This is a genomic window from Candidatus Electronema sp. JC (assembly GCF_048287365.2).
In the GTDB taxonomy this organism is placed as follows: Bacteria; Desulfobacterota; Desulfobulbia; order Desulfobulbales; family Desulfobulbaceae; genus Electronema.
This window is the reverse complement of sequence record NZ_JBLWEM020000055.1, coordinates 34,366-56,226: the sequence shown is the minus strand read 5'-3', so window position 1 is coordinate 56,226 and position 21,861 is coordinate 34,366. Positions and strand designations below refer to the sequence as shown.

22 protein-coding genes are annotated in these 21,861 nt (G+C 59.2%); 4 read left to right on the top strand and 18 right to left on the bottom strand.

Annotated elements, in window-relative coordinates:
* Nucleotides 1-134: 134 nt before the first annotated feature.
* From ACNKH3_RS08975 to ACNKH3_RS08900, 16 genes are all read right to left on the bottom strand, one after another.
* Nucleotides 135-443: a transposase gene (locus tag ACNKH3_RS08975; protein ID WP_420208976.1), complete on the bottom strand. Its 309-nt coding sequence runs from the start codon at nt 441-443 to the stop codon at nt 135-137.
* Nucleotides 444-467: 24 nt separating this feature from the next.
* Complete coding sequence (locus ACNKH3_RS08970) at nt 468-632, bottom strand: hypothetical protein (RefSeq protein WP_420208975.1); 165 nt, start codon at nt 630-632, stop codon at nt 468-470.
* A gap of 61 nt (nt 633-693) precedes the next feature.
* A complete protein-coding gene (locus tag ACNKH3_RS08965) occupies nt 694-1,431 on the bottom strand; it encodes a formylglycine-generating enzyme family protein (protein WP_420208974.1) in 738 nt (245 codons plus the stop codon).
* A gap of 176 nt (nt 1,432-1,607) precedes the next feature.
* Nucleotides 1,608-1,853, bottom strand: coding sequence for a DUF2892 domain-containing protein (locus ACNKH3_RS08960; protein WP_420208973.1), 246 nt, complete (start codon nt 1,851-1,853; stop codon nt 1,608-1,610).
* A gap of 12 nt (nt 1,854-1,865) precedes the next feature.
* Nucleotides 1,866-3,146: a hypothetical protein gene (locus ACNKH3_RS08955; RefSeq protein WP_420208972.1), complete on the bottom strand. Its 1,281-nt coding sequence runs from the start codon at nt 3,144-3,146 to the stop codon at nt 1,866-1,868.
* Nucleotides 3,147-3,160: 14 nt separating this feature from the next.
* A complete protein-coding gene (locus ACNKH3_RS08950) occupies nt 3,161-3,949 on the bottom strand; it encodes an outer membrane lipoprotein-sorting protein (RefSeq protein WP_420208971.1) in 789 nt (262 codons plus the stop codon).
* 14 nt (nt 3,950-3,963) lie between these two features.
* The gene (locus ACNKH3_RS08945) at nt 3,964-4,569 is read right to left on the bottom strand and encodes a hypothetical protein (RefSeq protein WP_420208970.1); all 606 of its coding nucleotides are present in this window, start codon (nt 4,567-4,569) and stop codon (nt 3,964-3,966) included.
* A gap of 23 nt (nt 4,570-4,592) precedes the next feature.
* Nucleotides 4,593-5,588 (bottom strand): hypothetical protein, encoded by a 996-nt coding sequence (locus tag ACNKH3_RS08940; RefSeq protein ID WP_420208969.1) that lies wholly within the window; start codon nt 5,586-5,588, stop codon nt 4,593-4,595.
* Between the two features lie 14 nt (nt 5,589-5,602).
* Nucleotides 5,603-5,854 (bottom strand): DUF2442 domain-containing protein, encoded by a 252-nt coding sequence (locus ACNKH3_RS08935; RefSeq protein ID WP_420208968.1) that lies wholly within the window; start codon nt 5,852-5,854, stop codon nt 5,603-5,605.
* A 4-nt stretch (nt 5,855-5,858) separates the two neighbouring features.
* Complete coding sequence (locus ACNKH3_RS08930; protein WP_420208967.1) at nt 5,859-6,107, bottom strand: DUF4160 domain-containing protein; 249 nt, start codon at nt 6,105-6,107, stop codon at nt 5,859-5,861.
* Nucleotides 6,108-6,571: 464 nt separating this feature from the next.
* A complete protein-coding gene (locus ACNKH3_RS08925) occupies nt 6,572-9,193 on the bottom strand; it encodes an efflux RND transporter permease subunit (protein WP_420208966.1) in 2,622 nt (873 codons plus the stop codon).
* A 21-nt stretch (nt 9,194-9,214) separates the two neighbouring features.
* The gene (locus ACNKH3_RS08920) at nt 9,215-9,505 is read right to left on the bottom strand and encodes an ArsR/SmtB family transcription factor (RefSeq protein ID WP_417917151.1); all 291 of its coding nucleotides are present in this window, start codon (nt 9,503-9,505) and stop codon (nt 9,215-9,217) included.
* 107 nt (nt 9,506-9,612) lie between these two features.
* Nucleotides 9,613-9,870, bottom strand: coding sequence for a hypothetical protein (locus ACNKH3_RS08915; RefSeq protein WP_417917152.1), 258 nt, complete (start codon nt 9,868-9,870; stop codon nt 9,613-9,615).
* A 168-nt stretch (nt 9,871-10,038) separates the two neighbouring features.
* Entirely contained in the window at nt 10,039-11,793 is a 1,755-nt protein-coding gene (locus ACNKH3_RS08910; RefSeq protein WP_420208965.1) for an ATP-binding protein, read from the bottom strand.
* On the bottom strand, nt 11,790-12,491 hold the full coding sequence (locus ACNKH3_RS08905; RefSeq protein ID WP_420208964.1) for a response regulator transcription factor: 702 nt from the start codon (nt 12,489-12,491) through the stop codon (nt 11,790-11,792). Before ACNKH3_RS08905 ends, ACNKH3_RS08910 begins: the two co-directional genes overlap by 4 nt.
* A gap of 99 nt (nt 12,492-12,590) precedes the next feature.
* Nucleotides 12,591-13,697, bottom strand: a complete 1,107-nt coding sequence (locus tag ACNKH3_RS08900) for a porin (protein WP_420208963.1) — start codon at nt 13,695-13,697, stop codon at nt 12,591-12,593.
* 370 nt (nt 13,698-14,067) lie between these two features.
* On the opposite strand from ACNKH3_RS08900, the gene trpD reads away from it, so the two are divergent.
* From trpD to ACNKH3_RS08885, 3 genes are all read left to right on the top strand, one after another.
* On the top strand, nt 14,068-15,093 hold the full coding sequence (gene trpD / locus ACNKH3_RS08895; protein WP_417917039.1) for an anthranilate phosphoribosyltransferase: 1,026 nt from the start codon (nt 14,068-14,070) through the stop codon (nt 15,091-15,093).
* A gap of 68 nt (nt 15,094-15,161) precedes the next feature.
* A complete protein-coding gene (trpC, locus tag ACNKH3_RS08890; RefSeq protein WP_417917038.1) occupies nt 15,162-15,926 on the top strand; it encodes an indole-3-glycerol phosphate synthase TrpC in 765 nt (254 codons plus the stop codon).
* An 8-nt stretch (nt 15,927-15,934) separates the two neighbouring features.
* On the top strand, nt 15,935-16,582 hold the full coding sequence (locus ACNKH3_RS08885; protein ID WP_417917037.1) for a phosphoribosylanthranilate isomerase: 648 nt from the start codon (nt 15,935-15,937) through the stop codon (nt 16,580-16,582).
* 15 nt (nt 16,583-16,597) lie between these two features.
* On the opposite strand, the gene ACNKH3_RS08880 is transcribed toward ACNKH3_RS08885, so the two are convergent.
* Complete coding sequence (locus ACNKH3_RS08880) at nt 16,598-17,809, bottom strand: pyridoxal phosphate-dependent aminotransferase (protein WP_417917036.1); 1,212 nt, start codon at nt 17,807-17,809, stop codon at nt 16,598-16,600.
* Between the two features lie 91 nt (nt 17,810-17,900).
* Nucleotides 17,901-19,730 (bottom strand): ATP-binding protein, encoded by a 1,830-nt coding sequence (locus ACNKH3_RS08875; RefSeq protein WP_420208962.1) that lies wholly within the window; start codon nt 19,728-19,730, stop codon nt 17,901-17,903.
* A gap of 127 nt (nt 19,731-19,857) precedes the next feature.
* Here ACNKH3_RS08875 and ACNKH3_RS08870 point away from each other — a divergent pair, with 127 nt between their 5' ends.
* Nucleotides 19,858-21,813, top strand: a complete 1,956-nt coding sequence (locus tag ACNKH3_RS08870; RefSeq protein ID WP_420208961.1) for an ATP-dependent DNA helicase — start codon at nt 19,858-19,860, stop codon at nt 21,811-21,813.
* Nucleotides 21,814-21,861 lie beyond the last annotated feature (48 nt).

The window sequence follows — 21,861 nt, the reverse complement described above, 5'->3', positions numbered from 1 at the left end:
GGTTGCAGACTGTCAGAAAAACAGCGATAATGAAACTGTCCCGGTCCATGGCGCGCTCCTTGTGAATATGGCTTAGATACCGCTATTCTACAGGATGCGCCCCATGGATCGGGCATTTTTTTAAGAGTTGCACATTAGGTACCGTACCCGTTCTGCCAATAAAAACAAGCCAGTTTTTCATCCTGCTGTTTGAGCCACTTGGATGAGGCGCGCTTGATTTCCTGCACCAAATCCGCCACAGTGAGCGTCCGGGACATGCAGCACAAAATGTGGACGTGATCTTCGACACCGCCAACCAAAATAGACGGCGCGCCGAGCTGCCGACATGCCCCGGAAAGATACGCGTGCGTTTGACTGCGCACCTTGTCATCGGCAAGAAACGGCAGCCGCTCCTTGGTGGAAAAAACAAGGTGGAGGTAGATTTTAGCTAAGGATTGCGGCATGATCTGCTGTTCAATTTCATACGGTCACACACCCACACGGCCCAAGGCGTTGCCTTGGGCTGATGAATCCTGCCCCTTCGGGGTGCAACCGGGAGCTAAAAAAACTCCGAAGGAGTTCCATTCCCCAGCCCGGAGCGCCGCTCCGGGCGCTCGTCCGTCAATCCGCCACATCCGCACCACCGCGCCCAAGGCGTTGCCTTGGGCTGATGAATCGTGCCCCTTCGGGGTGCCGCTCTTCCTCTTTTTTTGCTCACGGGAACAGCCGGTTCAGCTTCCTGCTTGGAAGGGGGAGAACAAGGCGGAAGCCAATGTCGCCATAGCGATACTCCGGCGGAATGACACCCCGATTGACAGCGCGGCAGCTCTGCGAATTGAGGAAATAGCTGCCGCCGCGAAGAACCCGGCCCACGCCTATGCCAAGCCCCTGCGGATTATCCACCGTGCCGCGCTGATGACATTGCGCGTAATAGTCCGCAGCAAACCAGTCCGCACACCACTCCCAGACATTGCCGCTCATGTCATAAAGCCCCAGCTCGTTCGGCAGGAGCAAACCGACCTCATGCGTCTCATTGCCGCTGTTTCCGTCATGCCAAGCAACCTGCTTGGCGCGGTCGCTGCCTGCGTACTTGTAATCTTGGCTGTATTTGCCGCCACGGGCCGCGTATTCCCATTCCGCTTCGGTCGGCAGACGAAATTTTTTTCCAGTGCGCGAATTCAAGCGGTCAAGAAAGTCCTGCGCATCAATCCAAGATACTTGCTCCACTGGACGGCGTTTTCCTCTGAAATGGGAAGGATTATTGCCCATCACCGCCTGCCAGAGTTCTTGGGTGACAGGATGCTTGCCGATATAAAAATCATCCAGCCGCACCTGATGCGCCGGTTTCTCATTATCATACTCCCCGTTGTCATCCCCCATCATAAATTCCCCGCCCTCCACCAAACAAAGCTCAAGATCAGGCAGGGGCGGTGTTATGGTCGGCATGGTCATGGCATCAATTCATCCTGTCTCGCAGTCTGCGGATTTCCTCTTCCGGCAGCCAAATTTGTCTTTTTTGGGCCGCGCCGCCGGGCAGCTCGCGCCGCTCCAGCTATAACGCTACGCCGTTGAAAAAAAAGGCGGGCCGTTTGGCCCGCCGTCAGTTCCTGCCGGGATGAACGGAGGGCTTACTTGCAGCCGCAGCCCGTCTTGCAGTTTTCCCGCGTTTCCGGCACGCCCAGCTTTTTCAGGATTAGACCCAGCGGGCAGAACTTGCTGATGCCGAACTGAAAAAGATTGAGGCCGACAAAGAGCGGCAGGAAGAGGAAATACTGGTGGACAAAGAGCGGGTTGCCGCCGCAGTCAAAGCCCAAGGTCAGGCCGAGGATGATGAAAAATCCAGCGATGCTGTGAATCCAGTCGGTGATGATCATGGAGTTTCTCCTTTAGAAGTTGTAGCGCAGGCCTATGTAGGCGTTGCTGTTGTCTTGGAATCGTCCCCAGAAGGTGTGCTCGTCCTCGCCGAAGAAAAGATTCATGCCTCCGTCGATCTGCCATTGGTCGGTGAGCTTGTATTTGACCTTGGGCCGCAGGCTGCCGTCGTTGTCCGTGGGCGAATAATAGGCGAAAAGCGACAGCGTCAGATTCTGATTCATCATCAGCTTGGTCAGGCGCAGGGTGAGCAGATGCCGGTATTCATCCCTCGCCTGCATTCCGGCAGGCAGGGCCTGCTCATAGCTGCTGTATCCGTCAATGGCCTCAATGTAATACTGCACGCTGCCGGTCAGCTCTTGGCCGATTTCCCGCTCGAAACCAGTCAGGAAGCGGTATTCGGAAGGCCGGACAGCCGGATTGCTGCCGCCGTCGTCGTCGCTGGAGTCGTAATAGCCGACTTCAACATTGCCGATGCCGCCGAAGAGCGGCGAGCGGGCTGATGCGCCATAGACATTGAGCGGCGGATAGATGGCCTTGCCCGAAGCCATGTCCATGCCCTCCGGCTCCTGCCAGAAGCCGCTGTAGGCGTAGAGGGCGGCTTCAATCTGATCAAAGCTGGTGGCGAGGCGGGCCGAGAACTCGTCCTCGCGGAACCAGCGGTTTGGCTCCTTGTCCTCCATCACCATGTTCTGGCCGACGATGCCGCCGACGGCAGGGCTGTAGTACGAAAGCCGCTCGCCGTCAATGTACTCCGAGCCTTGGAAAAGCGGCGCGTAGACCAGATCAAGGGAGTAATCGCCGAAGAAAAAGCCGGTTTTGACGACGTTAGAAGCCTGCTTCAAATATTCGTCGTCGCGGCCAATGAAGAAGGACTGCCAGTCTTTCGGGAACATGTCGTTGATGAAGATCATGTCGCCCGTGCCCCAAGTGGAGACCATGCGGCCAATTTTGACATCGGCCCAGTCCGTCGGGCGGAAAGAGACATTCAGCTCGCGGATGTCCGCGTCCAGCTCCTCGGTCACTGCATCGGCGAGCAGATCGCCCTTGAACTGAACGAGGAAGGACTCAAAATCGCGGCTGAGGCGGAGCTGCGTCCGCGCCTCGCCGATGCTCATGGTGTCCTCATGCTCGTCATCCACCAGCCGTGCGCCGAGGCGGGTCTCGGCGAAACCGAGCATTTCCACCTCGTATTTGTCATAAAGCCGGTCAGCCAAAGACTGCTTCTCATCCGCCGCCCAAACTGAAGGCGGCAGAGCGCAGAGCAGCAGGGCGGCGGCAATTTTCTTTTTCATGATCAATCTCCCTCCTATTTCCGCACCTCAGCAGGCGGACGGCGCAGGTAGCGCTCAGTGAAGATCTCTTCCTTCAGGCCGATGTTGTATTTGACATTGCTGAACGTTGACACCGTCGAGCTGCCAGCGGCGATATCTGTCACTTTGGATTCCGTCACTGTCGGGATGCCGTCAATCAGTTCCGTCTTCACCGCCTCGACAATGCGGTATTCTTTGCCGTTCTTATCAAGATACACCGCCTTCACCGGCAGGAAAGTCTTTTTATCAATCTGCACGGTGTAGGAGGAGAACTCCACTTCACCCGGCTTCTTCGGCGTGTTCTTGATCAGATAATGCGTGTCAGTGCTTTGCGCCAGCTCGTGGCTGTCCTCGCTCAGATTGCGTCCGGAAACGTCTTCATACATGAAATTGCTGCCGACAAATGAAGTGCGCTTGTCTGAAGCAGCGATGCGCTTGACTAGGTCCAAGGCGGGCAGATACATCCAGCGGTCGTCGTCTTTGTCGGTGGATTTATGCACCATGAAGACCATTTTGCTGACATCGCTCGGCTTCTTGAAATAAACATAGAAGAGCTGCGCCCCGCCGTCCTCCTTGTCCTTGCGGAGAATGACAAACTCCCGCTCGCGCTCGCGGCCTTGGCTGTCCTTGATCGTCATTTTCACTTCAGCCCGCCCGTCATCGCCGCCGTAATAGGCCGCCACGTTGGCTTTGTTGATGATCTCATCCACGCTGGGATCAGCGGCGAAAGCCGGAGCCGCTGCCAGCAGGGCAAGCAGACCGAAGAACATAGTTTTTTTCTTCATGATTTTCCTCCTGTTCAATGAACGTTATCACAAACAAACGATTTTAAAATACCGACAATTTTTCTTCCGTCCTCAAAAGGATAGAGACAGCTGTCAATCGTGGCAATATTTTCCTGAAGCGAAAGGAACTGCCAGAGCACCCCGTCGGTCACCACGCCGTAAATTGGCGAGACAGGATTTCCTTCCCGCTCGTTGAATATCCGCGCCGCCTCCATTTCCGCGACGCACTGCGCCAAACCGCTGCCCAAGTCTGATTTCTTCGCCTCCACCAGCATGACAGCCGGCGCGGTGATGTAGAGCTGATTCTCACTTCTGCTGATCAGTCCGTCCGGGTTGCCTGTCAGGCCTTTCCCTGCGTCAACATTGAAGGTGTTTTGCAGAAAGAAGCTGACAGGAACCTGCCGGTCAAGCTCCATCAGCACATGATTGACAATCAAAGCCTGCCGTGCGCTTTCCGTGTTGATGCGGACTGCCTTCGGATAGGCCATGCGCATGGTTTCAACAAACCACTGCGAGACTTCTGCTGTACCAATATTTGCATAAAGCCCGTCGGCATCTTGAATGCTGATGCCCAGCTCTTTATGCGCCTGATCAAGGGTTTTGAAATCACTGTAGGACATTTTATTCCTGCATTCTTTCTTTGTCAGGAGAACTGCGCCGCAAGCTGGCGGACATGCGCGTTTGAGGAACGATAGCTGACAATCGCCACATCAAGGGCGCAGGCCTTGAAGATGGTCAAAGCCCGCTTGGCCGCGTCCATAATCCAAACTGTCTGGTTGCCAAAGGCTCCGCCGCCGAGCAGAGTGAGATAAACCTGCCTCGATCCTGTTTGCTCGTGATTCAGCAGTGCCGCGCAAAGCGTTGCCTCGTAAGCGGCCTCCAGCACCAGCTGGGCAAACGGCTCCCATAATTCGGGCGGGTGACTCGTGTATGCGACCGGCAGGGCGGAACAATAAACCTGTGAAACCAGATGGGAGCACTTATCGAGCGTCACTTGCGTGTCCCATTGAATGCCGATGCGGAGCAGCTGACGCAGCGCGTCACGTTCCTCTTCGTCGCTTGCTTGCAGCTTGTCAGCAATTTCGCGCAGTCCTTGTTCGGATGGCAGCGCATAGCCGTTCCGCATCCGCCAGAGCCTGCTGTTTGCATTGCCCAAGACTTTGCCGAGATCGGCAAGGCAGTCAATCTGGCATTCTGCCGTCTGTCCCTGCTGGCCGTTGACTGGCGCGAAATAATTCCGGTAAATTGTGCCCGCGCCAGCAGCTACTGCGCAGGAAGGCCCTTGGGTGCGGTCATATTCATACCTGCCCACCCCCTGTTCCGGGCTGACGCTGGGCGAGATCATCTCCAGCAGATTGAACTGAGAAGCCACCTGAAACAAAGCTCCGGCATTGGCTTGCTCTCTGTGCAGACTCTGCGCATCGGCAACGAGTTCCCGCACTGCGAGTTTGCCCCGCGCAGCAGCGCAGAAGCGGACACGCTCCCGCAGCTCGCCCAGCGTCGGTGTTTCCAGCCGCCCCCAAGCCATTGTCCTGCCGTTCGCCTTGGAGATCAGCTTTGGTCCGTCCACGATGAGATTCCGGCGAACAGCATCCGGCCCTGTTTCCTGAAAGCCAGTCAATTCTTCAAACCAAGTCATTTTCTCCAACCTGTTTAACAGACTACTTCTTTTCCTTTACTCCACAGCTCAAATTCACTAAGATCAATTTCATCATTCCAAGCAACAGCCCAGCCGCCCTGCTCCACTCGAACAGCCTTAAACAGAGCGGCATTTTTCAAGGGAGCAAACATCTCCTTTTCAAGGAGCGGGGTTACGTCATACCTTTTCTTCTCGTTGTTATCAAACTCAACGATCAAGGCATGATTGTCTGCCGCTTTGACTGAGCGCACTTTCGGGCAGTTCATGGTATCACTCCAATGGCGGCAGTTTGCGAAACTCTTGTTCGTTCCACATGTTCATCAATTCGTTCTGATTAAGACTTGCCCATTCAAAAACTAATTTTTTCGCTCTGTTCGGCAGATCTCCTTCAATCATCTCAAGTGTTTCTATATTGAACAGTCCAATGTGTTCTCCGTACACGGCATGAAAATGCGGCGGCGGGTGGTCGCCGAAAAACAATTTGATAATGATGCCGTAGAATCGTGCAATTTCAGGCATGACTTTTCCCCTTCCGACCTGCCGCGCTTTCTGTCAGCATAGGTGCCCTTCCTTTTTTTGCGCGCTCAATCCCTCTCGAAAAAAGGGGCTGCCCTCTCTTTAAAAGAGAAGGTTCGTTTCTTTCTCGGAAGGCCACTCTTAACAAGAGTGCTTCCTCTTTTTAAAAGAGGCGTTCTACTTTTAACGAGCGGGCTGCTTCTTTTTAAAAAAGGCCTTGTCAGTTTCAAAAAAGGACAGCTCACCTTAAAAAGAGGCGTAGTACTTTTTTAAAAGGCACGACTACTTTTTACGAAAGAGCTACCTCTCTTTTTAAGAAAAGGCGCTCTCTCAACGAACGGAGAGCTTCTTTTCAAAAAAGCAGCGGCCCGTCCGTTTGCATTGGGCCGTGCGTTTTTCCCGCAAGTTGTCTCTCTTCATGCGAGGGCAGCCGACATAGCTGCCCTCGCATCCGCCGAGATGTTCCCTCAGCCCTTTTCCGCGACCGCCTCCAGCTCCTTCTTGAAGACCCAGCCCTTCATCACTGTCAGCAGGGCGGGCAGTATCCACAGCGTCGCAAAGCCGGAGTAGAACATGATTGAGGCGAGGAACATGCCCACGGTCTTGTAGGGCAGCAGCGGCGCGAGCAGCAGCGGGGTGAAGCCCACCGCAATGACGATGATGTTGCGCAGTATCGCCCGCGCAGGCTCGTCAAACATCTCCTTGACCGTCACCGCCCAGTCGCCGGTTTTGCGCATGGTCTCCCGAGCGCGCTGGAGGAAGTGGATGGCGAAATCCACCGCCAGACCTAAAGCTAACGACGAGAGCACCGCCACCGGCATGTCGTAGTCTTTGCCGATCAGGCCAATGAAGCCGTAGATGAAGCCGATGGTGAAAGTCAGCGGCACCATCGCCAGCAGACCCCAGACCGGCGAGCGGAAGAGGAAGGCCATCATCACATAGACCACGACAAAGCTGGACAGGAAGGACTCCATCATGCCGAAGACCATCTTGTCCTGCCAGACCACGTTGATGTAGGTCAGGCCCGCCCATTCGTGCTTCAGCGCCACCGGCGGCGGATTGCTGGCAAAATACTTCTCCACATCCTGAAGCACCACCTCGGTGTCCTTGTTGTCGCCGCTTTTCAGCTGAATCCAGAGGTTGGCCTTGGTGTAGTCCGGGGTGACAAGGTGCCAGAGGTCATCCGGCTTGTGGCTGCCTTGGAAGGAAATCAGGGTCTCGGCCACCGCGTTGACCGTGGCCGGGATGATGAACTGCTGCGGGTCGCCCTCGTACAGCTCCTGATGCACCTTTTTCACCACGTCGCTGATGCTGTTCGACTTGCCCACGCCGCCCTGTTTGGCGATATGCGCCTGAAAGTCGGCGACCCAGCGCAGCAGCTCAGGCCGCTTGAAGATCTCTTTGTGCGCCCGCACCTTTTCAACCGTGTTGACCGCCGCTGTCCAGAAATCATAGCCTGCGTCATCATCCGTCGCAACATTGTCCAGCTCGGCGTTCCATGCTTCCGTCAGATTGTCTAACAGCTCCGCGCCGCTCTTCGCTGCTTGGGCCTGCTGCTCGACTGTCTTCAGCGCGGTCTCCTGGAGCGGCCCGGAGAGCGGCTCCAGCTCCTTCTTCAGCAGCCCGGCTGCTTCAGCGGCGGTCAAATCTTTAGTCTCGCCGGAGAGCACTAAATAGGCTTCGTAGGTGCCGCCAAAATGGCTGTTCAGCACCCGGTCCGCCACGCGCACCTCATGGCTTTTCTTGAACCATTTGATCGGATTGTCGTTGACCTGAATCATGAACATGCCGATCACGCCGACCAGCATCACGCCGATGTTGACCCCGATCACCAGCCACGGCTTGCCGGTGGAAGTCTTGCCCACCCAGCGCAGATGGCGGTTGAGCAGGGAATTGCTGTGGTCGGCATGATCAGCCGGAGCGCCGAAATTGGCCAGCCGCTCCTCCGGGATGAGCATGATGTAGGCCGGAACAAAGAGCATCGTCATCACCCAGGCGAACATGATGCCGATGCCGACAAAGGTGCCGAAGGCCTGCACAGGCGGAATCGGTGTCCACGCCAAGGAGATGAAGCCGACGGAGGAGGTCACTGAAGTGAAGAACATCGGCTTGAAAAGATCGTTCATCACATGAACGAGCGTCTCGCGCCGGTTCTTCTTCCGCTGATAGAGGTCAAAGAATTCCGAGAGAATATGCACCGAGTCTGTCACCGCGATGGGCATGATGAAGATCGGAATCATTGAACTCATGATGTGCAGGGTGTGGCCGGTGCCGATGAGCAGGCCCATGGTGATGATCACCGAGCAAACCGCAATGATCATCGGCGCGACAATCAGCTGCACATTGCGGAAGAAATAGTACATCAGCAGGAAAATCATCAGCATGGCCATGGGCGCGGAGATCGCCATCTGGACGAACATCTCCTTGCCAAAGGTGTCCTCGGCCACCGGCAGGCCGGTGATGTGAAATTCATCATCCGCCGCAGGCCCCAGCTTCTTGATCTCGCCCCGCAGCCGCTCGGCCACAGTGTGGGCAAAATCCTTCTTGGTGATCGGCAGATAAATAGCCAAAGCCTTGCCGTCCTCAGAGACCATCGTCCCTTTCAGCAGCGGATTGGCCAAGGCGTAGTCGCGGATTTTCAGAGCCTCCTCGCGGGTGGTCGGCGGCTCCTGCATCAGCCATTCAAAACGCACCTGACCCAGCCCGGCCTGAAGGATGTTGTCCACATTGTCCGGGGCGATGATGTCGCGGCCCACCACATGCCGGGAAGGATCCTTCGGATCAGAGAGCGTGGCCGCAAATTTGCTCAGGGCGTGAACCTTGCGCAAGGTCTCCGGGTTGAACACGCCGTCCGGGTGCCGCTCGTTGACCACGCCCACAGCCACCACGTCGTGCAGGCCGAACTCCTTCTTGGTCTGGTCATGGAAGACGCGGACATGCTCATGCTCCGAAAGCATGTTCTCCGGGTCTGTGTCCACATGCACCTTGACGATGAAGGCGCCGATGATCAGCGTCAGCGCGACCATGACGGCGGTCACGATCTTTGGCTTCCGCATGGAGAAGCCGACTGCTTTGTCCAGCAACTGCATGGTTTTCCTCCTGTGTTCCGTTCAGGCGATGGAGCAGAAAAGCTGCTTCATAGTTTGCATCAGCTCAATGATCCGCTGATCCGCAATGCGGTTGTAAATGAAGTTGGCCTCCCGGCGGGAGGCGATCAGCCCTTGATTGCGCATGATGTTCAGATGCTGGCTGATGTTGGCCCCGCTGGTGGCCATGCCCTCCCGCAGCTCGCCCACTGACAGCTCCCCATCTTGAAGCAGGCAGAGAATTTGCAGCCGGATGGGGTGGGAAATGGATTTCAGCAGCAGGGCCAGCTCGTTGATGTCTTGATTGTCCGCCATAGCGTCACAGCCGTATTGTTTAAGTTCTTAATTAAAAACTTAACCTGTCGATGAACAGATGTCAACAGTTTTTCTGCGGCGATGCCGCCCGTCAAGCAGCGGACGGTTCAGAGATTGGCATCCGGGCTTTTGTAATATTTCGGATTTTGAGTATGATCCGGCCCTTTCTCGTTCAAGGCGCGGTTGATGGTGCCCGGCATTCGTGTCACCGGCTCGTGCATGATCAGCTCATACCCTGCCGAGAAGGCAAGGAGGAAGGCCGCAAACTGAAAAAGTTTTCTTTTCCGCCATTCGCTCGGCAGAAAAATCATGGCGACCAGCGCGGCGATCAAGATATATGGGCGGTATTCAATAAGAAACGACATGGCGCGCTCCTGTGCTTAAAAAAATCATAGCTGCATTCTGCTGAAAAAATATACTCAATCAGCGCGGAAAACAACAGGCAATTTTTTATGTCAGCACATCCAATGTGAGCAGCAAGCAGCTGAGCAAAAAATGCGGCGGCAAGAGGCGGTTGATTCGTCCGCGTTTCATCAGCCCGGCAGCCGCACGGTGAAGACGCTGCCTCTGCCCGGCGCGCTCTCGACGCTGACTGCGCCATGGTGCGCCTGCACGATGTGCTTGACAATGGCCAAGCCGAGGCCGGTGCCGCCGAGCTTGCAGCTGCGGGCCTTGTCCACCCGGTAAAAGCGCTCGAAAAGGCGGGCGTGGTGCTCGCGGGCAATGCCGCAGCCAAAGTCCTGCACCACGATCAGCATGCCGCCCTGCTCCTGCGCTGCCCGCAGGATGACGCGGCTTTTCTGGCTGCTGCTGTACTTGACAGCATTGTCCAAGAGATTGACCACGGCCTGCTCCAGCAGCGGGGCGTTGAGCTTGGCCCTGAGCGAGTCCGGGCAGTCCAGCTCTAAAGTGATACTTTTCTCCGCCGCCGCATTGGCGCAGATGGCCGCCGCGTTCTCCAGCACAGGCCGCACCGCCTTCCAGCTCAGGCTGATCTGGCCGCTCTCCTCCTCCTGCTCCAGCCGCGCCAACGCCAGCAGATCCTCGATGATCGTGCGCAGCCGCTGGACATTGCGAGCGATGATCTCAAGGAAGCGTTCCGCGTCCGGCTCGTGCAGCGCGCCGTCGCGCAGGGTTTCGACAAAGCCGCTGATGGCGGTGATCGGGGTCTTCAGCTCGTGCGAGACATTGGCGGCAAAATCGCGGCGCATGGTCTCCAGCCGCTTGAGCCGGGTGATGTCGTGGAAGACGAGAAGCGCGCCCGCGTTCGCCCCGCTCTCGCTCCGCAGCCGCGCGCCGTTCGCGCTGAGGGTTTTCTCACGGCCCGTGCTGATGGTGATGATGCCCTCGGTCGCCCCCCCGCCCTGCTGCATGGTTTTTTCAAAGAACTGCTGCACGTCAGCCAGCCGGATCATCTCCTGAATGTCGCGCTGCTCGGCGGCGGCAGTATCAAAGCCGAAGAGCCGCCCGGCAGCTTGGTTGCAACGGCGGATGCGGCCTTCCGGGTCAAGGACGATCACCGCCTCGGCCATGCTGCGGAAGGTGGATTCGAGCAGGGCAAGCTGTTTTTGCAGGCTCCCGCTCCGCTCGTCCAGCTGGGCGGCCATGCGGTTGCAGGACTCGGCCAGATTGGTGATCTCCAGCGGCCCGGTGATGCGGATGCGGTGCCGCAGGCTGCCTTGGGTGAAGCGCAGCACGCCCTGCTCGATCTCTTGCAGCGGCCTGCTCACCCGCAGAGCAAGGAAGAAACTGGCGGCGGCGGCCAGCAGCAGCGCAGGAACAGTGGCCAGCAGCAGCGTGCCGCGCAGGTAAGCCAGCCGTTCATCAAGCAGCTCTGCTGGCAGCGCGGCCCGCGCCGCGCCCCAGATTTCGCCATTCCGGCGCAGCGGCACAGCCACGTAAAGCAGCTCCTTGCCCAAGCTGTGGCTGCGGCGGCGGGAAACGCCGACAGCTCCGGCCAGTGCCGCGAGAATTTCCGGCCTGTCGGCGTGGTTGTCGAAACTGAGCGGGTCTTTTTCCGAATCGGCCAACACTTGGCCAGAAGCCGAAATAACGGTGAAGCGGCTGCCCAGTGCCGCGCTGAACTCGGCGCAGATGCCGCCGTATGCCGCAGCCTCCTGCCGCTCCAGCCGGACGCGCAACAGGCGGGCCTGCGCTGCAAGCTCATCCTGCGCCTGGCTGATGACGGATTGTTTGAGAAGCAGCGACGCGGCGGCAAGGCAGAGCGCAAGGCTCAAGGCCGCCAGAAGAAAATAGGAGGAGCAGAGCTTCCAAAGCAGGGTTTTCATCCCTCGTGCTGCGCCCGGAAGCGGTAGCCAACGCCGCGCACAGTTTCGATGCAGGCGCCCAGTTCGCCGAGTTTTTTGCGCAGGCCGACAATATGCACGTCCACAGCCCGGTCGGTGACGCTGTAATCCTCGCCGCGCACCGCCTCCACGATCTGATAGCGGCTGAAGACCCAGCCGGGCCGCCTGCTCAGGCAGAGCAGGATGCCGAATTCGGTGGCGGTCAGCCGCACGGTCTCGCCCTTGACCGAGACCTCGTGGCGGGAGCAGTCAATTTGCAAGCCGCCGAAGCTGAGTATCTCGGCCTGGCCGTCTTCGTCCGGCTGCCGCGAGCGGCGCAGGGCGGCGCGGATGCGGGCGGTCAGGACGCGAGGGCTGAAAGGCTTGGTCACGTAATCGTCCGCGCCCAGCTCCAAGCCGACCACCATGTCCGTCTCCTCGCTCTTGGCGGTGAGCATGATCACCGGAACGCGGGCGGTCGCCGGGTCCCGGCGCAGACGGCGGCAGACTTCCAGCCCGTCCAAGCCGGGCAGCATGATGTCTAACAGAATCAGGTCAAAGGCGGTCTGGCGGACAGCCTGCAACGCCTCTTCGCCGGACATGACGCAGCTCACCTGACACCCTTCCTTGGCCAGATTGTAGCGGACTAATTCGAGTATGTCTTCCGCGTCCTCAACCAGCAGTATTTTTTCTTTAGCCATGGTTGCGGAGAAAAAAAAGAGGGCCATGCAGGTCGCCCTGCATGGCCTTGGAGCAGCAGGGCGAAATGTTTTTCACCCCGGCAGCACAGCGCGGGCGGATCAGAACTTGATCCGTGCGCCGGCCATCATGACGCTGACCGGCTCGTAGTCCGCGCCGCTGGCATCTTCCAGCTCAAAGTTCTGATAAGCTGCGTAGAGATCAGTGTTCCACGCGGCCAAGCTCTGCACTAACTGCACACCATAAACAGTGCCTTCCTCGCCCGTGGTCTGCTTTTTCACGTTCTCATAGACACCGTAGTCAACTGAAACCGCTGTGGAGCCGACAGCGAACATGTCCTTGCAGATGTGCCCAATCTTGGCGTACATGAAGGTCGGATCATCGCCGCCCTCAGGCATGTTGTCTAAATCGCGGGTTCCAGTGGCGAAGGTCAGGTTCAGGCCAAAGGGGAAAAGCACAGAGGCCGAGCCGTTGATCTGGCCGTAGCCTTTGTTCGGATTGGCATAGGCGGCGGCAGCCTCCAGCTTGGCGCCGTTGATCTCGCCCGCGTATCTGAGGGCCACGTCAGACGCATCGCTCTCGGCTGCGGCGGCGCTGAGGCTGAAGCCGCTGAAGGAGGGAGAGTCGTAGCGGACCCGGTTCAGACGGCTGAGGCCGTCCATGGAGTCAAAGACACTGCCCACAGTGATGCCGTTCTCCGGGTAGCTGCTGCTGGCTGCGTCATAGAACGCGAAACCTGTGCCCACAGCCAAGTCGGAGAACGAGGCCACTGCGGTGCCGGAGAGGTCAACCTCGGAGGTGTCCGTGGAGGCGGTGTTGCCCTTGCCTATGGAGAGCTTGCCAAGCTGCGATTTGAACCAGATGTCAAAATGCCGAGAAAGAAACTCTCCGGCAATGCTCTCTTCCGCCATGGACACGCTGTTGGAGGGATTTTCCTGCCACTCCACCTCGAACACAGACCCGATGGTCAGACCTTCTGCTGCTGCGACTTCACCCTTGAGGCCGACTCTGGTGCTGGAGTTGTCATTGTCGACATGGAAGAATTTGTCTTCGTAGCCGTCATCGGCGAACATGACCGCCCGGCTGACTTGGCCGTACAGAGTGGCAGTGACTTTGTCGCTGCCGGTTTTGACTTCCAAAGCCGAAGCTCCTGTGGCGGCGGCCAGCAGCATTGCCCCAGCGGCCAGCGTTATCTGCGCGTTCTTCATCTCTCTTCTCTCCTGCTTAATAATGAATTATTGGATGCAGCAAGCTGCTTCTTCCGGATATAATACCCCCGCCCGCGCCTTTTTTCCAGAAAAAATCAACGGGGAGGACAGCCCTGCCTCAGCCGGAGCAGTCCCCCGCTGCGGCACAGCGCCGGAGCCTGCGCTGGTTGCCTTGCCGCACGGGGAACTGGTGCAGCACTCTCCTGCCGATGATTTACCCGGCCTGTGTTAGAAGCTGGTTATGGCGGCATGAGAACTTGATGAAAAAAGACCGCGTTTGCGGCGCGGCCCTGTGAACAGGCTTTGCCTCCGCCGCGATTTTTGGTAGAGTAGGCGGCATCAGTCAGCCCGCAACCTTCAGGAGCGCATCATGATCAAAGAAGCCATCGCCCGAATTGTCACCGGCCAGCATCTGGAAGAAGCGCAGATGACCGCCGTCATGCAGGAAATCATGAGCGGCCAGGCCACGGACGCGCAGATCGGCTCCTTCATCACCGCCCTGCGCATGAAGGGCGAAACCATTGACGAAATCACCGGCGCGGCGCGGGTGATGCGCGAGAAAGCCGCTGCGGTCGACACCGGCATAGACGGCCTGCTGATGGACATCGTCGGCACCGGCGGCGACGGCTCCGGAACCTTCAATGTCTCCACCACTGCGGCTTTCATCGTCGCCGGAGCGGGCGTGCCAGTGGCCAAGCACGGCAACCGCGCCGTGTCCTCGCGCTGCGGCAGCGCAGACGTGCTGGAAGCACTCGGCGCGGACCTGACCATGCCGCCGGAGCGCATGGCGGAATGCGTGCGCACGGTCGGCATCGGCTTTCTTTTCGCGCCCATGCTGCACGGGGCGATGAAACACGCCATCGGTCCGCGCCGCGAGCTGGGCATCCGCACCATCTTCAATATTCTCGGCCCGCTGACCAACCCGGCGCAGCCAAACGTGCAGCTCACCGGCGTGTTCGCCAAAGAGCTGACCGCGCCCATCGCCCACGTGCTGGCCCGCTTGGGCATGAAACGCGCTCTGGTGGTCTGGGGCGAAGGCGGCATGGATGAGCTGACCGTGACCGGCACTTCGCATATTGCTGATGCCCGCGACGGCAAGGTGGAAAGCTGCACGGTCGAGCCGGAGCAGGTTGGTCTGAAGCGGGCGGAGTTCGCCGAGATCAAAGGCGGGAAAACAGCGGCGGAGTCGGCGGAGCAGGTGCGGGCTGTGCTGGGCGGCGCGCCCGGCGCGAAATTGGACATGGCCCTGCTCAACGCCGGAGCGGCGCTGATGGCCGCAGGCAAGGCCGCTGACCTGCGCGGCGGCATTGATTTGGCAAGAACCGTGATCACCAGCGGCGCGGCCCTGCGCAAGCTGGAGAATTTTGCGGCTTTCTGTAAAAACAAGACCGCCTGATCTGAAATTTTTTGCCGTCCTGCTTGATCGGCATTCCCAAATTTGGCTAATAATTTTCATCTGCAATCATGATTCTCGACACCATCGCCGCCCGCAAGCGGGAAGAAATCGCTGCTTTGAAACGCGGCGGCATCCGTCCGCCGGAAGGCAGCGTCGCTCCGCCGCGCGGCTTCATCCGCGCCCTGCTTGCCGCGCCCGGCGTGGCTATCATCGCCGAGGCGAAAAAAGCCTCGCCCTCCAAAGGCGTGATCCGGCCTGATTTTGATCCCTGCGCCATTGCCCGCAACTACCGCGACGGCGGCGCGCAGGCTCTGTCCGCACTGACCGACCGGGATTTTTTTCAAGGCGCAATTGAATATATCCCGCTGGTGCGCGGCGCGGTCGAGCTGCCCGTGCTGCGCAAGGATTTCATTCTTGACCCGATTCAGATCGAAGAGGCCGCCGTCTTTGGCGCGGACGCGATACTGCTCATCGCCGCCTTGCTCGATGAAGCCCAGCTGCGCGATTTCCGTCAGCAGGCCGAGGAGCGCGGCATGGACGTACTGACCGAGGTACATGACGAGGCCGAGCTGGAGAAGACATTGGCCGCAGGAGCCAATTTGGTGGGCATCAACAACCGCAATCTAAAGGATTTCAGCATGAATCTGGAGACCACCTTCCGCCTCAAACGGCTGATTCCGGCAGAAATTCCGGTGGTGAGCGAGTCGGGCATCAGCAGCCGGGCGGACATGCTGCGGCTGAAAGAGGCGGGAGTGCGGGCTGCGCTGATTGGCGAAAGTCTGATGCGCAGCGCGGAACAGGCCGGAACGCTGCGGGATTTCCTTTCCGTTTGATGACGACCATGAGCCGAATCCGCATCAAAGTCTGCGGCATGACCAATCTGGACGACGCGCTGGCTGCTGTCGAGGCGGGCGTGGACGCGCTGGGCTTCATCTTTTATGAAAAAAGCCCGCGTTATGTTGATCCGGAGACAGTCCGCCTGATCATCGAGCAGCTGCCGCCCTTTGTCAACACCGTGGGGGTTTTTGTAGACCGCGACTGCGGCGAGGCCGAAGAGATCATCCGCTTCTGCGGCCTGAGCTGCGCCCAGCTCCACGGGCAGGAGCCGCCAGACTACTGCGAGCGGCTGGCCCGCGCCGCCGCGCCCTGTCAAATCATCAAGGCCCTGCGCGTGGGGCCGCAGCTGCAAGCCGAGGACGTGGCCCCGTATCATGCCCACGTCCGGGCTTTTCTCTTAGACACCTACCGCAAGGGCCAGCAAGGCGGCACCGGCCAGACCTTTGACTGGCCGCTGATTCCCCGGCTCAACCTGCAACGGAATTTCATCCTCGCAGGCGGACTGGATGCCAGCAACATCCGCGCCGCAATCGCGGCTGCGCAGCCCTACGGCGTGGATGTCAATTCAGGCGTGGAAAGCAGTCCGGGCCGCAAAGATCATGCGCTCGTCCGGGCCTTTGTCCGGGCTGTCCGTCAGTTCGACGGCTGCTGAAGCAGCAGTGACTTGTCAGTTCAAGGCCGCCAAGGCCTTCTTGATCCGGGCCATGCCTTCCTCAATCACCGCCATTGAGGTGGCGAAGGAGAAGCGGACAAAGGCATCTGCGCCGAAAGCCGCGCCCGGCACTGAGGCCACCTTGGCCTCGTCGAGGAAGTAATCCGCCATGGCCACGGAATCCTTGATCGCCTTGCCCTTGAAGGACTTGCCGTAATAGGCGGAGAAGTTGGGGAAGACATAGAACGCGCCGCTGGGATTGACGCAGGTCACGCCCGCGATGGACTCCAGATCGCGGACAAAGAAATCGCGGCGGGGCAGAAAGGCTTTTTTCATTTCGCCGGGGAAATCCTGCGGGCCGGTCAGAGCGGCCAAAGCGGCGTACTGCGCTGGGCTGCACGGATTGGAGGTGGAATGACTCTGCACTTTATTCATCGCCTTGATCAGATGCAGCGGCCCGGCGCAGTAGCCGATTCTCCAGCCGGTCATGGCGAAGGATTTGGACACGCCGTTGAGCACCACAGTTTGCTCTTTCAAGCGCGGCTCGACATCAAGAATGTGCGGCAGCTTGCCGTCGAGATAACAGATTGTCTCGTAGATGTCGTCGCTGACCACGAGCCAGCCGCGCTCAAGGGCCATGTCGGCCACGGCCCGCAGTGCTTTTTCCGAGAAGATTGAGCCGGCGGGATTCGACGGGCTGTTGAGGAAGATGGCGCGGGTTTTCTCTGTGGCCTTGGCGGCAAGAGTGGCTGGATTGAGGTCGAAACCGGCAGCCTCGTCCAAAGGCACCTCGACCGGCACGCCGCCTGCGAGCTGCACCATCGGCGGATAAGAGACCCAGTACGGCGCAGGCACCAGCACCTCATCGCCGGGATTGAGCATGGCTTGGAAAATGTTGTAGAGGCCGTGCTTGCCGCCGCAGCAGATTTGAATCTGATCGGGATGATAATCCCAGCCGTGATCCGCTTTGAAGCGCATGGCGACCGCCTCGCGCAGCTCCGGGATGCCCGGCACAGCGGTGTAGCGGGTCTGGCCGTTGTCAATCGCTTTTTTGCCCGCCTCGCGGACGTGCTCCGGCGTGTCGAAGTCCGGCTCGCCGACGCTGAAGTTGAGGATGTTCTCGCCCGCAGCTTTCAGCGCTTTGGCTTTGGCGTTGACGGCGAGGGTTGGGGAAGGCGGGACTTGCAGCACCCGTCCGGCAAGACGGATGAGAGATTCCTGGGCCATGATGTGTTCCTTTTGAAGAAAATTTTGTCAGGGGAGAAAATGCCCTCCTTCTGTATCAGGTTCAGACCCTTTTGGCAACTGCAAATGCGCTTCAGCCGCCCGGCAGGGTGAAAGCGACTTCGGTGCCGCCGCTTTCCTGCCTGCGGATGAGCAGCTCGCCGCCATGCTCTTTGACGATCCGCTCCACCAAGGTCAGACCCACGCCGGTGCCTGCGGTTTTTGTGGTGTAGAAGGGATCTGAAGCCCGGCGGATGTCCGCCTCAGCGATGCCAAGGCCGGTGTCCCGCACTGAAATCCGCAGCCGTCCGTCCAAGGCGGCGGCCTCGACCACCAGCCTGCCGCCCTGCTCCATCGCCTCGACCGCGTTGCGGATCAGATGCACAAAAACCCGTCTGATCTGGGCAGGATCGAGCCGCCATTCCAGCTGGCGGTCCGGCATCTGCACCTCATATTCCACGCCCTGCTTCTGCATTGAGCTGTAAAAGAGCATCAGCGACTTGACCACTAAGGGATAGAGCATGGCCTGCTCTTTTTCCGGCGGCATTTTGTCAACAAAATTGAGCAGATCCTCCAGCGTCTGCTCAATCTTGACCGTCTCGTTGATCATCATGCCGAGAAAGTTGAGCTGCTGCGCGTCTTCGATCTTGCGGGCCAGCAGCCGTGCCGTGCCGCCGATGGCCGTGACCGGATTGCGGATGTTGTGGGCAAGCTGGGCCGCCACCTGCCCCACCGCCGCATAGCGCTCGGCCTCGACCAGCAGATCCTTATTTTTTCCCAGCTCCTCGGTCACAGCCTCCAGCTCCTTGATCTTGCGCTCCATCTGCATGTAGATGCGCCAGTGCTCAATGGCCAGGCTGGCCTGGCTGGCGAAGCTCTCCAAGGCTTTGACCGCGTCATCATCAATCGGCCTGCCGGTGACAAAGTTGTCAGCGATAATCACTCCCAGCGCGGCGTTCTGGCAATACAGCGGCACAACAACGAAGCTGTCCTCCTCCAGCAGGCCCATCAGCTCGACCGGCGCCGGGCAGCAGTCGGACTGCCCTTGGCAGACGTTGATGGTCCGGCGTTCGGCGGCGGCGCGGAAGAGCAGATGCTCCTTGTCGGCGGATTCAATCCGCAGGGCGCGGACGATCCGGTTCACCTCGCTGTCCTCATGAAAGCCGTGGCTGCGCACCGCGTCCATGAGGTCATGAAAGCCCAAGTCCTTGGCGCTGATCTCTTGCCAGATCCGGCGCGCGTCCTCGCGGCAGCCCGGCCCGATGGCCAGCCTGCCCTCCAGAACCTGCTCTTTGTCGTCAAAAAGGGCGAGAAAGGCCCGGTTGAAGCCCAGCCCCTCCTCAGCGGTGATGCCGACCAAAATCGCCCGCAGAATCTCATCCAAGGCGGTCATGCTGAGGTAGGCGGAGTTCATCTTCACTGCCAGCTCGTGCAGCAGCCGAAGACGGAAACTGCCCTGCTCAATCTGCTTCTGGTAGCGGCGGTTGCTGATCTTCAGCCGCCGCTTCTCCAGCACTTTGCGCACGGTCTCCCAGAACGGCTCGAACTGCACCGGCTTGGTCAGGTAGTCGTCAGCGCCGTGCCGGATGCACTTCAGCGCGGTCTGGAGGTCGGTCACGCCGGAGAGCATGATCACCGCCGTGTCCGGGTCGGCGGCTTTGATCTCCGAGATCAGATCCACGCCGCTGCCGTCCGGGAGGTTGATGTCCAAAAGCACCAAGGCGGCCCGGACCTGCGGCAGCAGCTGCCGGAACTCGGCGGCGGTGCCGGCGGTCACTGTCTTCAGGTGGCGGTGCTGGAGATAGGCCTTGATGATTCCGGCAATTTGGACAAAATCATCCACCGCCAGCACCACCTCGTCCTCCTCCAGATAGACATCGTCGTGAAGGAGACCGACGGACTTGAGGGCATCAGGATCGCACATGAGCGTTTCTCTCTGGTGAAAGGTTCTGCGGCGCGAGGGGTATTCCTCCATGAATCATTACTACTTTATGCCTTTGCTGTTGACAACCGAAAAACGTCAACGCTATGCTGACAGCCTTGGAGGAGGCATGAGCGAGACGATGGAGCATATCTTCGGCCCGGCAGGCATTCTTGTCCGGCATCTGCCGGAACATGAGGCCCGGCCCGGCCAGCGGCGGATGGCTGAAGCCGTGGCGGAGCTGCTGGCCCGGCAGGACGGCCCGCCTGCGGCCTGTCTGCTGTTGGAGGCTGAGACCGGCCTAGGCAAGACACTGGCCTATCTGATCCCGGCGGTGCTCAGCGGGCGGAAGACGCTGGTCTCGACCAACACCCGCAATTTGCAGGATCAGATCCTCAGCCGCGAAATTCCGTTCGTCCGCGAGCAGCTCGCCCCGGAGCTGAAGGCGATGTGCGTCAAGGGCCGCCAAAATTATCTCTGCCTGCACCGCTGGCACCAGCTCATTGCAGGCGGCCAGCTGGAGCTGTTCGCCGTCGAGGACAGCGGCGGCGTTTCCACGGCCAAGCTCCGCGCTTGGCTGAAGAAAACGGTCTTCGCCGACCGGGCCGAGCTGCCCGGCCTTTCCGGCAGCTCGCCGCTTTGGCAGAAAATCTGTTGCCAGACCCATTTCTGCCTCGGCTCAGACTGTCCCGACCACAGCCGCTGCTATCTGAACAGAGTCCGACGCGAAGCCGCCTCCTGCCAGATATTAGTCGTCAACCACCACCTGCTCTTTTCTGATCTGGCCGTGCGCCGGAGCGGCTATGGCGAGGTGCTGCCCCGCTGCGAGAGCGTTGTTTTTGACGAGGCGCACCATCTGGAGGACATCGCCGCCCAGTTCTTCGGCCTGTCCTTCTCGCGCTACCAGCTGCTGGATTTGATCGCTGATGTCGAAAAAGCGGCGAAGGACAGCGGCGGCAAGCGGAAGCATAAAAAACTCTTCACCGCCTTTGAAAATTTGACCGGCATCGGCGAACGATTTTTCAGCCTCTTCCCCCCTGCCAGAGGCCGTTTTCCTCTGCCCGAACTTTTTGCCGCCCAGCCTGCGCTCGATCTGCTCAAAGACACCCTGCTGGCTGATTTGGAATTCTTAGCCGAGCAGATAGAGCTGACCGGCGAAAAAAACGACGACGGCCCGTGGAAGCAGCTTCTGCCGCGCTGCGAGGAGCTGGGTGAAAATCTGGCGCAGATCACAGCCCAGCTTGATGTCGAGCAAAGCAGCCATGTGCGCTGGTTTGAGCGGAGCGAAAAAAATCTGAGCCTCGCGGCCACGCCGATTGATGTGGCGGCTGACCTGCAAAAAACGCTCTTCGCTCAAATGCGGCACTGCGTCTTTACCTCAGCCACCCTCAGCGCGGGCTATTTCCGTCAGCGGCTTGGCTTGCCGGAAGACAGCCCGGCCTGCATTTTTCCCTCGCCTTTTGATTATAAAAGCCGGACGCTGCTGTATGTCCCGGACAGCAGTTTTCCCGAACCCAACGCCCCCGGCCACCGGGAGCGGCTGCATCAGGAGCTGAAAAAGCTGCTCATCTGCTCGCGCGGACGGGCACTTGTGCTCTTCACCTCGTTTCAGGCCCTTGAGCAGGCCTGGCACAGTCTGCGCGACGCGCTGCCCTATCCGCTGCTCCGCCAAGGCTCAGCCTCCCGCCAGCTTCTGCTAGACCGCTTCGCCAAAGAGACCGACTCGGTGCTTTTGGCCGTGGCCAGCTTCTGGGAGGGCGTTGACGTGCCGGGTGAATCTTTGAGCATGGTGATCATTGACAAGCTGCCTTTTGAGGTGCCAACCGATCCGGTGCTGCTGGCCCGGATTGAGCGGATCAAGACCGCTGGCGGCAATCCTTTTTTTGAATTTCAGGTGCCGAGGGCCATCCTCAGCCTGCGGCAGGGCGTGGGCCGTCTGATGCGCCGGGCCGGAGACCGGGGCGTGGCCGCTGTCCTTGACGTGCGCCTCTTCACCAAACCCTACGGCGGCAGATTCATTGCCAGTCTGCCGCCCTCGCCCCTGACCCGCAACCTGCGGGATGTGGAAAAGTTCTTTGCCCCATGACTTCAGCCCGCCGCCAGTGCGGCCCGATTTTTCAATTATACCCAGCCA